Source organism: Phormidium pseudopriestleyi FRX01, from assembly GCF_017313335.1.
Classification (GTDB): Bacteria; Cyanobacteriota; Cyanobacteriia; order Cyanobacteriales; family Laspinemataceae; genus Laspinema; species Laspinema pseudopriestleyi.
This window is the reverse complement of the sequence record NZ_JAFLQW010000504.1, coordinates 1-9,078: the sequence shown is the minus strand read 5'-3', so window position 1 is coordinate 9,078 and position 9,078 is coordinate 1. Positions and strand designations below refer to the sequence as shown.

The 9,078-nt window shown below is 49.1% G+C and carries 8 protein-coding genes; 5 read left to right on the top strand and 3 right to left on the bottom strand.

What is annotated here, in order from left to right; translation table 11 throughout:
• The first annotated feature begins 171 nt into the window (after positions 1 to 171).
• The 5 genes from deoC to J0895_RS19170 all read left to right on the top strand — a co-directional run bounded on the left by deoC (position 172) and on the right by J0895_RS19170 (position 5,589).
• Entirely contained in the window at positions 172 to 864 is a 693-nt protein-coding gene (gene deoC / locus J0895_RS19190) for a deoxyribose-phosphate aldolase (protein WP_207089610.1), read from the top strand.
• Positions 865 to 1,788 carry a DNA repair protein RecO gene (gene recO, locus J0895_RS19185; protein WP_207089609.1) on the top strand — a complete coding sequence of 308 codons (924 nt, stop codon included), beginning with the start codon at positions 865 to 867 and terminating at the stop codon, positions 1,786 to 1,788.
• Positions 1,789 to 1,869: 81 nt separating this feature from the next.
• Positions 1,870 to 3,486 (top strand): MFS transporter, encoded by a 1,617-nt coding sequence (locus J0895_RS19180; protein ID WP_207089608.1) that lies wholly within the window; start codon positions 1,870 to 1,872, stop codon positions 3,484 to 3,486.
• A 119-nt stretch (positions 3,487 to 3,605) separates the two neighbouring features.
• Positions 3,606 to 4,814, top strand: a complete 1,209-nt coding sequence (locus J0895_RS19175) for a glycosyltransferase family 4 protein (protein WP_207089607.1) — start codon at positions 3,606 to 3,608, stop codon at positions 4,812 to 4,814.
• Between the two features lie 109 nt (positions 4,815 to 4,923).
• A complete protein-coding gene (locus J0895_RS19170; RefSeq protein WP_207089606.1) occupies positions 4,924 to 5,589 on the top strand; it encodes a Uma2 family endonuclease in 666 nt (221 codons plus the stop codon).
• Positions 5,590 to 5,780: 191 nt separating this feature from the next.
• Here the strand turns inward: J0895_RS19170 and larB are convergent, their stop codons facing one another.
• From larB to ispF, 3 genes are all read right to left on the bottom strand, one after another.
• Entirely contained in the window at positions 5,781 to 6,563 is a 783-nt protein-coding gene (gene larB, locus J0895_RS19165) for a nickel pincer cofactor biosynthesis protein LarB (protein WP_207089605.1), read from the bottom strand.
• Between the two features lie 72 nt (positions 6,564 to 6,635).
• A complete protein-coding gene (locus J0895_RS19160) occupies positions 6,636 to 8,393 on the bottom strand; it encodes an ABC transporter substrate-binding protein (RefSeq protein ID WP_242541417.1) in 1,758 nt (585 codons plus the stop codon).
• A gap of 65 nt (positions 8,394 to 8,458) precedes the next feature.
• Positions 8,459 to 8,941, bottom strand: a complete 483-nt coding sequence (gene ispF / locus J0895_RS19155) for a 2-C-methyl-D-erythritol 2,4-cyclodiphosphate synthase (RefSeq protein ID WP_207089611.1) — start codon at positions 8,939 to 8,941, stop codon at positions 8,459 to 8,461.
• Between the last annotated feature and the right edge of the window lie 137 nt (positions 8,942 to 9,078).

Sequence of the window (9,078 nt, the reverse complement as noted above, 5' to 3'; positions counted from 1 at the left end):
TAAAGAAGTAAGCCAAATTGCATCATCTCTTTTCTTTTAGGGATAGTTGTTTTGATGGTCTAGAGGGATACTTGAATGTCCCGCTGTCGCCCTTTGAGGTAGGCAGGAATCCCCCGGCTTTAGACGTGGTACAGTTCAAAATAGTTACAGACATAGCAGGGAGAAACCGTAATGGCTGCCAATCAGGGAGATATTGATATTGCTCCGCTTATCGATCATTCCCTACTGAATCCCGCTGCTACCCCAAAACAGGTAGAACAGTGGTGTGAAGAAGCAGACCGATTCAAATTTGCCTCGGTTTGCGTGTATCCCGCTTACGTTCGCCAAGCCACCAACTACCTTCACGGCAAGAGTCCCAAAGTTTGCACTGTGATTGGCTTTCCCACTGGAGGCAGCACCTCAGCGACGAAGCTGTATGAAGCCCAAGAAGCCGTAGACAATGGAGCTACGGAACTGGATGTGGTGATTAATATTGGCTGGCTCAAAGCGGGTAAAAATAACGATGTCCACGATGAGATTGCAGCGATTTGTGACAAGACCGATCGCCCCGTGAAAGCGATTCTGGAAACGAACTTGCTGACTGATCAAGAAAAGCGAGTGGTGGCAGAGATTTGCATGGATGCCGGGGTTGCCTATTTAAAAACCTGTACGGGATTTGCCGGTGGAGCCACGGTTGCTGATGTGGAACTGCTCAAAAAAATTGGTCGAGGACAGGTGGGAGTTAAGGCATCGGGAGGAATCCGTACCGTAGAGCAAGCGATTGATTTAATTATTGCTGGTGCAACCCGCTTAGGGACTTCTTGGGGTCCTCATTTTTTGGGTTTAACCTCTCCAGGGGATGCCGAGTCAAACGAGGACCGATAAATGAGTCGAACGTACAAAGCCACAGGTATCAATCTCAAAAGTATTCCCCTGGGTGAATCTGACCGGATTTTAACGATTTTGACCCAGGAATGTGGTTTGATTCGAGCAGTGGCACCGGGAGTTCGCAAACCCAACTCTAAGTTAGGGGGACGAGCGGGATTGTTTGTGGTGAACGAGTTGGTGATTAATCAGGGGCGATCGCTCGATCGCATCACCCAAGCTGAAACCCTCGAATCCTATCCCGGATTAAGCAAAGATTTGGGCAAACTGACCGCTGGACAATATTTGGCGGAATTAGCACTCTGCCAAGCCCTCAGTGGCCAACCCCAAGAAGAATTATTTAGTTTACTGAGTGAACATTTAAGTCGAATTGAGGGGTTCAGGATAGAAGGCGATCGGCCCAGTACCACTCAAGTTCTTCCCTTACTCACCCAGGGCATTTATCACTTACTGGCTTTAGGGGGAATTGCTCCCCAAGTTCATGCCTGTTGCCTGACTCAACGCCCTCTCACTCCAGATTTTCAGTCTTTAAACTGGCGAGTTGGCTTTAGTGTCAGTGCCGGGGGAACCGTGAGTTTAGCCCACGAAAATCGTCCCTCAAATTCCGGTTCTATGCCGAACTCAGCCCCCAGTCATCACTCATTTCCCTCAGTTCAGGCCCAGACTCTCCCCCGAAAAGTCGATCGCCAATTAAATGCCGTCGAGTTAGCAATTCTCCAACAACTGACCTCCGCCGAACTCCCTGAAGAAACCCACCTAAATTTACAGATCCAAGGCATGATGGGTGAGCGGCCATCGCTTGATCAAGTGTGGGTCTCGATTGAACATCTGTTACGGCATTATGCTCAGTATCATTACGGTCAATCGATCCGCTCTGCTACTTTAATGGATACTTATATCCATGCATCAAGGGCGAGTTTTTAACTTTCCTGTTAATTCCTGAACTGATAAACATTTGTCCCTGAAATTAATCCTTCAAAATAGCCGATTTTAACCTTAACCATAATGCCCTTATCTGATTCAAATTTAGAAACACAGGTTCCCCACTGGAATCCATCAAATTCTCCTCAAAAAAATAACAGCCAACGGGGAGGAAGTCATCATCAAACGACCTATCGCCGTCCGGTTCAGGCTGAAAAACTAGAGGAAATTGACCGCAACAGCCGCTCACCGGGTCATAGCAATGGGCGATCGCCTAACTCCCCAGCCCAACCTCGTCCCGATGGGACATCACAACCGCCCGCATTGGAACATAATCTGATTAAAAATGGTTCTGGCCCAATGGAACAAAATGTTCAACCCCCCGCACCACCCGAACCAGAACGGGGGTTTATGCCGGTCTTAAAAAACCGCAACTTTTTAGTCCTGTGGAGCGGTCAGGTCTTCTCTCAGTTGGCGGATAAAGTCTATTTAGTCCTGATGATTGGACTCGTTGCCAGCCGCTTTCAAGCCGAGGGCCAAAGCATTAGCGGTTGGGTTTCTGCGATTATGGTCGCCTTTACGATTCCCGCAGTTCTCTTAGGCTCCCTCGCCGGTGCTTTAACCGATCGCTGGTCCAAAAAAGGGATATTGGTATCCACAAATTTAGTGCGGGGAATCTTCGTTTTATCCCTGCCGTTGCTGTTGTTTTTATCCGAAGGATTCCATTTGGGAACGTTACCCTTGGGATTCGCTTTAATGCTGATGGTGACTTTCGTTGTCTCCACCCTCACCCAATTTTTTGCTCCAGCAGAACAAGCAGTCATTCCCCTGATTTTAGAACGACGGTTGTTACTCCCGGCCAATTCCCTCTACACCACCACCATGATGGCCTCGGTGATTGTAGGATTTGCAGTGGGAGAGCCCCTGTTGGCGATCGCCGATCGCACCTTTGCTCATATCGGTGATGGGGTCGGCATCGGCAAAGAACTGGTCGTGGGTGGCAGTTACTGCATCGCTGGGGTGCTGTTATTGATGATGAAAACGGGAGAAAAACCCGATCCCCCGGACACCGAATATCCCCATATTTTTGAAGATATCCGCGATGGGTGGAACTATCTGAGCAATCATCAGCGGATCAAAAGTGCTCTGATTCAGCTCGTTATCTTATTTTCCATCTTTGCAGCCCTAGCCGTGTTAGCGGTCCGCCTAGCGGAAGTGATTCCTACCCTTCGCACCGACCAGTTTGGGTTCTTACTCGCCGCAGCAGGGGCGGGAATGGGGGCCGGTGCCGCCCTTCTCGGCCATTTTGGACAGCATATTTCCCATCGGCGGCTGAGTTTGTTTGGTTCAATTGGCATGGCCCTGTCTTTGGGTAGCCTTTCTCTCTTCGGAGGCCAACTTTGGGCGGCATTAGGGTTGATTACCGTATTGGGGGTATTTGCCTCCTTCGTGGGAGTGCCGATGCAAACTACCATTCAAGCAGAAACCCCAGAAGAAATGCGGGGTAAGGTGTTTGGCTTGCAGAATAATGCGATTAATATTGCTCTAACCCTCCCCTTGGCCCTGGCGGGAGTTGCGGAATCCATGTTTGGGTTACAAGTAGTGCTGTTAAGTTTGGGGGCGATCGCCATAGCCGGAGGCGTCTATAGCTGGTATATTTCCGAAACAGAAACCCATGCCTCCAGCCAACAACCAGAGTAAAGCAGTTAGCGACGGGCTAAAGGTTGGGGAGAGTAGTGGGTTCATTCCCCTCGGGCGATCGGCTTTCTCACCATTAGCTGCTAACTTTAACACTAATCGTTAATCATCCCCAGACCCAAATGCATATCGCTTGGCTTGGAAAGAAAACCCCTTTCTGTGGCAATGTTACTTACTCTCGTGAAGTCACGAATGCTCTTTTAGACCGAGGACATCAGGTTAGTTTTTTCCATTTCGCTCAACAAGAAGCGGTAGAAGAAGCGCAAAACCTGCATCAATTGGAGTCGGATTTGGCCCTCAAATCGGGGAATGGCTGGCCGGTTGCCGCCTGCGAAGTCTCGTTACCTTGTCTTTATAAGTCCACCATTTACACCATTCCCACGCCAAAATCGCGGAAAGTGTTGACTCAGGCATTACGGGACCTCAGACCGGATTTGGTTCATGCCTCCCTTACCCTGTCCCCCCTGGATTTTGTCCTGCCGGAGATTTGTGAAGAGTTAAATTTGCCCTTGGTTGCAACATTTCACCCGCCATTTGCTCACCATCGATCCCTGCGATCGGGACGGCAGCATCTGCAACATCTAACCTATCAACTGTACGCCCCGTTTCTGCCGAACTACGATAAAACCATCGTGTTTTCCCAGCTTCAGCGAGAGTTACTGGGCAAACTGGGAGTCCCCAGCCAGCAAGTGGCGGTGATTCCCAATGGGGTGGATGTCCAGAAGTATTCCCCAGGATATTCTCAGTTTAAGCAGGAACTGAACGCCGATCGCCTATTTGTCTACCAGGGTCGGATCGCGATGGAAAAAAATGTGGAGGCCCTGCTCAAGGCGTGGAAGCAAGCTGACCTCGGTCCGCGTTGCAAGTTGGCGATCGTTGGGGATGGTCCCCTGGCTCCCTCGTTGCAGGGGTATGCAGGCGCAGAACACAATGTCATCTGGTTGGGATATGTGGCGGATGAACAGCGCCGCATTGAAATTTTGCGAGGGGCGGATGTGTTTATTTTACCCTCCCTGGTGGAAGGACTTTCCCTGTCCCTGTTAGAGGCGATGGCTTGTGGTTTAGCTTGTATTGCCACCGATGTGGGTGCGGACGGAGAAGTGCTCGCCGAGGGTGCCGGGGTGGTGTTGTCCGCCCAAGGAGTGACCACTCAGCTCAAAACGCTCCTCCCCCTGTTTAAGGATCAGCCGGAGTTTACCACCTTGCTGGGCCGCAAAGCCCGTCAGCGCGTTCTCGATCGCTATACTCTCAGTCGCAATATTTCCCAGTTAGAAGTGATGTATGAAGAGATTTTACAGTCCGGCCCATTGCCAGTGACTCAGTGGGCCTAAGATAATCTCTCGGTTCTGGTGTGGCACTACTCGAACCCTCGCCCGCCCTTGCGGGCTATTTTTATAGCAGTAAAATTAAGAGAAAGTAGGGAGTAACTCTCAGATATACATGAATCCTACCACTATAAGTTCATCCCGTTTAAACCCAGACCTTCCCAAGTGGCAACCCGCCACCTGGGAGGAGTATTTAGCCTATTGTGACGCTGAACATTTCGAGGGCGGGCGAGCTTTTTATCATCAAGGATATTTGTGGATTGATATGGGGAATGAAGGGATTGATCATGCCAGAGTCAATAACCTGTTTGCCATGCTATTTTTCCTCTGGTTTTCTCAGCGAGGGCAAATTTGGGATGATTTAGGGGGCTGTGTTTTGGAAAAACCGCAACAGCAAGGGGCCGCACCCGATCGCCTGGTCTATATTGGTGCCGGTTCTCCTCAATGGCAAGCCGGAGAACGACGTCGAATTAATTTGGATATCTGGCGGGTTCCCGATTTAGTCGGGGAAGTTTCTGATACCACGTTGGCAACGGATTTGGATGAAAAAAAACAGCTTTATGCGGCTTTAAAAATTCCCGAATATTGGGCGATCGATATTCAAGGAAACCGGGTTATTGCCTTTTGCTTACAGGAGAATGGCAAGTATGAACAAGTGAACTATTCTTTAGCCCTTGAGGGATTACCGATCGCCTTATTATCCCAAACCCTAGAACGCTTAACGCAGGAAACCAATGGCACAGCGGCTCAATGGTTCGCTCAACAAATTGCTAATCTTTAGAAAAACCCGCAGCCTCAAGGGAGGGGTTTTTGTAGAGCTATTAGTACCGGATTTAGTATGATGATTCAGATGGGTGGTAAATTTAATGACAAAATGTTGTTTCTTGTAGGGGCGCAATGCGCAGGCCCAATTCAGGGCCTGCGCATTGCGCCCCTACCAATACTTGACAGGGCTAGTTTCTGGTCCCCAGTTCAAGGAGTGGGTTTTTCCAGTAATCGTTGCGCGGTTCGCAGGATTTGTCCCGCTAAAATGGCTGCACCATAGCCATTATCAATATTAACCACTCCGACTCCAGCAGCACAAGAATTGAGCATGGTTAATAACGGCGCTAATCCATTGAAACTGGCTCCATAACCTATGCTGGTGGGAACGGCGATCGTCGGTGCATTGGCTAAACCGGCGACGACGCTGGGTAATGCGCCTTCCATGCCAGCGACGACAATCAGGACATCCGCCTCGGCGATCGCCCGCCAACTGGCGAGTAAGCGATGAATTCCGGCGACTCCGACATCCCAATACCTGTTGACTTCAAACCCCGAGAGTTCAGCCACGATCGCCGCTTCCTCTGCGACTGGGAGGTCCGCTGTCCCCGCGCAAAGGATGCCGATTTTGCCGGGATATTTGGGGATTGAGGGGGCGATCGCCGTTGAACAAATCCGAGCCGTGGGATAATAATACAACCCATGTACCCGCTCCTCAACCTCTGCAAATACCTCGGGCGTAATTCGGGTTGCCATCACCACCGGATGATGCTCCCGCAGGGAAAGTATAATATCGGCGATTTGTTCCGGGGTTTTCCCCGGACCCCAGATGGTTTCTGGAAAGCCGGTTCGCAACGCCCGATGGCGATCGATTCGGGCAAAATCCCCCACTGGCTCAAATCCGAGATATTTTAACTCTTCTACAGCAGTTGATGGACTCACTTGACCGGCTGCAACGGCTTCTAATAGAGACTGGAGCGTTTCGGGATTCATGGGTGGATGTTAATCGTGCGATGCGATTGAATGGAGGGTTATTGCCCTAAGAACTGCCATTTTACCAGACAATTATTCCTCTAGTTGCAATTCATAAATATTCCAAAATGCTCCTCCTAGGCTAGAATATTCCACCCCTTGCACCCGATTCCGAACTGCGGTCATGGAGAGTTGATTGACTAACTGAATCACGGGTAAATATTCTTGGGTAATCCGTTGAGTTTCGACATAGAGTTCTTTGCGTTTGGCTTCATCAATTTCCTGGGAGGCTTGAATATAAAGATTGCCCAGGCGTCGTTCCCAATCCGCAATTTCTCGCCCGACTAACGGCGTTTGTCCCACTTGGCGAGGTTGATTGAACATATGCAGTCGCCCGTCCGGTAACCATAAATTAGAGGACCAATGGGGTTCGGTTCCGCCACCAAATCCAATAATTAGGGCTTCCCAATCCAGAGAATCGGATAATTTGGTAATCACGGCGTTCCAAGCGAGGGGTTGGAAATCGACTTGGATTCCAATTTGGCTCAAGTTTTGCTTGATTTGAGCACCCATTGCTTCGCGAATTTTATTCCCGGCATTGGTAATTAAGGTAAAACGTACCCGGTTCCCTTCAGAATCCAAGAGTTGGCCTTGATTATTATAGGTAAATCCCTCTTCTGCCAGAAGTTCGCGGGCTTTTTCTGCATTGAAATCGTAAACTTTTAAGCCGTCTTCTGGGGAAAGATAGTAAGGACTTTGGACGGAAACATGAGAGTTGATGGGTCTTCCGAGACCTTGGAATGTATTCTCAATCATGGTTTGCCGGTCCGTTGCATAGGCGATCGCCTGTCGGAATTTCACGGAATTAAACCAGCGCGACTTAATCGGGTCCACCACGGGACGATTGCTATCTTCAAAGCGACCTTTGTTCAAGTTAAAGGTCATAAAGGTTATCCCCGGCGCCGGTTCCAATTCATACAAAATTGTAAAATTATTTCGTTCTTCTTGTTTTTTCAGTAAGGAAAAATCTTCCGGCCTGACGGAAATACTATCCAAAATTCCCGATAAAAATTGGACGACTCCGGTATCTTGAGATTCAACAACTTCCCAAGAAATTCGCTCAATATAAGGCTGAGGATTGCGCCAGTAATAGGGGTTTTTTTCAAAGAAAACTCGTTCGCTGGGGCGGTAACTGGCGAGTTTATAAGGACCATTGACAATAATTTCTTGCGGGGGAGTATTAATGCCCCAGGTGGATAGAAAGACGGGATTTCCTTCGCGATCTAAGGTGTCCACGGATTCTTGCAGCGCATGGGCGGGCAAAATGGCTAATCCGGCGGCTCTCAGGAAGGGGGCAAAGGGTTCGACTACGGTAAATTCTACCCGGCGATCGTCGAGTTTTCGGACGGTGGGAAAGGCGCGACTTTCCCCAATCCGTAGTACATCAGCGGTACTGCTGGGGATTTTATCATTAAAGTAAATATCGTTATAGGTAAAAACAACATCATCTACGGTTAAAGGTTGACCATCTGACCATCGCAAATTTTCTTTTAAAGTAAAGATGATTTGTAATCCATTTTTGGAAATTTCCCAGGATTCGGCGAGGGTAGGTTCGACTTCTCCGGTGATGGGATTTTCATTGACTAACCCTTCGTAAGTATAGCCAAAAATATTGGGCGATTCTTCACTCAGGGCGTAGTTAAAGGTTTTGGGGTCGCTGAGAATACTCAATACTAAGGGGGTTTGGGCAGCAGAGGTTCTAAATTGGGCTAGATTGCAGGAGGATAAAGAGATCCCCATTAGAACGGTGAGGGCGATCGCCACTCCCTGTTGCCAATATTTTTTAATCATAATTGCGACGCTCTCCTCCGAGGTATTTTAGGAATTTGGGTTTATTGTTTATTGTAGCGATTGGTTTAGGGTTGAGTGACTAATAAGGTGACGGCATAGGCGGCGATGCCTTCTTCTCGTCCGACGGGGCCTAGGTTTTCATTGGTGGTGGCTTTAATTCCGATGCGATCGCCTTCGATATTCAAGACTTGAGCAAGGCGATCGCGCATGGCGGAAATATGGGGTTTCAATTTGGGCCGTTCGGCGACAACGACGGAATCAATATTTCCTACTTCCCATCCCCGTTCTCGAATCAGTTGATTCACTTGCGCTAACAATTTTAAACTATCTGCCCCCGCCCATTGGGGGTCACTGGGGGGAAAGTACAGTCCGATATCTCCTAAGCTTAAGGCTCCGAGCATGGCATCCATTATCGCATGAGTCAGGACATCGGCATCGCTATGACCGAGTAATCCCAATTCATGGGGAATGGTGACGCCGCCTAGAATTAACGGGCGATCGCTCACAAGTTGGTGGATGTCATAACCGTTGCCAATCCGAATGTTCATCTGTTCGTTGCTTTGTATTAGGGTCAATTTACTTTACCAGATTTGTCGCCTGGGGAGAGAGAGGTATTCTAATTCGGCTAACTGCACCAAGCACAAACTCGCACCCTGAAGGGTGGAGCTATACAAACGAAGCCCGC

What these genes read in the sequence shown, in the direction of transcription:
- recO (WP_207089609.1), top strand. Translation starts at nt 865, where the DNA reads ATGAGTCGAACGTACAAAGCCACAGGTATCAATCTCAAAAGTATTCCC.
- J0895_RS19170 (WP_207089606.1), top strand. Translation starts at nt 4,924, where the DNA reads ATGAATCCTACCACTATAAGTTCATCCCGTTTAAACCCAGACCTTCCC.
- J0895_RS19160 (WP_242541417.1), bottom strand. Translation starts at nt 8,393, where the DNA reads ATGATTAAAAAATATTGGCAACAGGGAGTGGCGATCGCCCTCACCGTT.
- larB (WP_207089605.1), bottom strand. Translation starts at nt 6,563, where the DNA reads ATGAATCCCGAAACGCTCCAGTCTCTATTAGAAGCCGTTGCAGCCGGT.
- deoC (WP_207089610.1), top strand. Translation starts at nt 172, where the DNA reads ATGGCTGCCAATCAGGGAGATATTGATATTGCTCCGCTTATCGATCAT.
- J0895_RS19175 (WP_207089607.1), top strand. Translation starts at nt 3,606, where the DNA reads ATGCATATCGCTTGGCTTGGAAAGAAAACCCCTTTCTGTGGCAATGTT.
- ispF (WP_207089611.1), bottom strand. Translation starts at nt 8,941, where the DNA reads ATGAACATTCGGATTGGCAACGGTTATGACATCCACCAACTTGTGAGC.
- J0895_RS19180 (WP_207089608.1), top strand. Translation starts at nt 1,870, where the DNA reads ATGCCCTTATCTGATTCAAATTTAGAAACACAGGTTCCCCACTGGAAT.